1 protein-coding gene is annotated in these 218 nt (G+C 44.0%); it reads left to right on the top strand.

Annotated elements, in window-relative coordinates:
- Positions 1 to 34: 34 nt before the first annotated feature.
- Positions 35 to 218: alanine racemase (locus CWC17_RS19120; protein WP_171042119.1), on the top strand; the 184-nt coding region annotated here is incomplete at its 3' end.

Here is a 218-nt window from a genome sequence, read left to right as displayed (position 1 = left end):
TTACGCGGGGCCCGCAGTTGCTGATGCATGCCTAATGCGCCTAGCCACAGCCGTATTTAACTTACCCGCCCATGCGCACAACTTATCGCAGTTAAAACATTTTGCGCTAAATATCATAATTATTGCGGTTTTGAAAGCTAATGCGTTTTGGCATGGCTTAGTAAAAATTTGTCATCACTTAAGTAGTGCTTTTGCTTTTGCTGTTGCGCGAATTGACG

Origin of the sequence: Pseudoalteromonas sp. S3785 (assembly GCF_005887365.1) — a bacterium.
Lineage (GTDB): Bacteria > Pseudomonadota > Gammaproteobacteria > Enterobacterales > Alteromonadaceae > Pseudoalteromonas.
The sequence above is the reverse complement of the archived record's forward strand: the minus strand, read 5'-3'. Positions and strand labels throughout refer to the sequence as shown.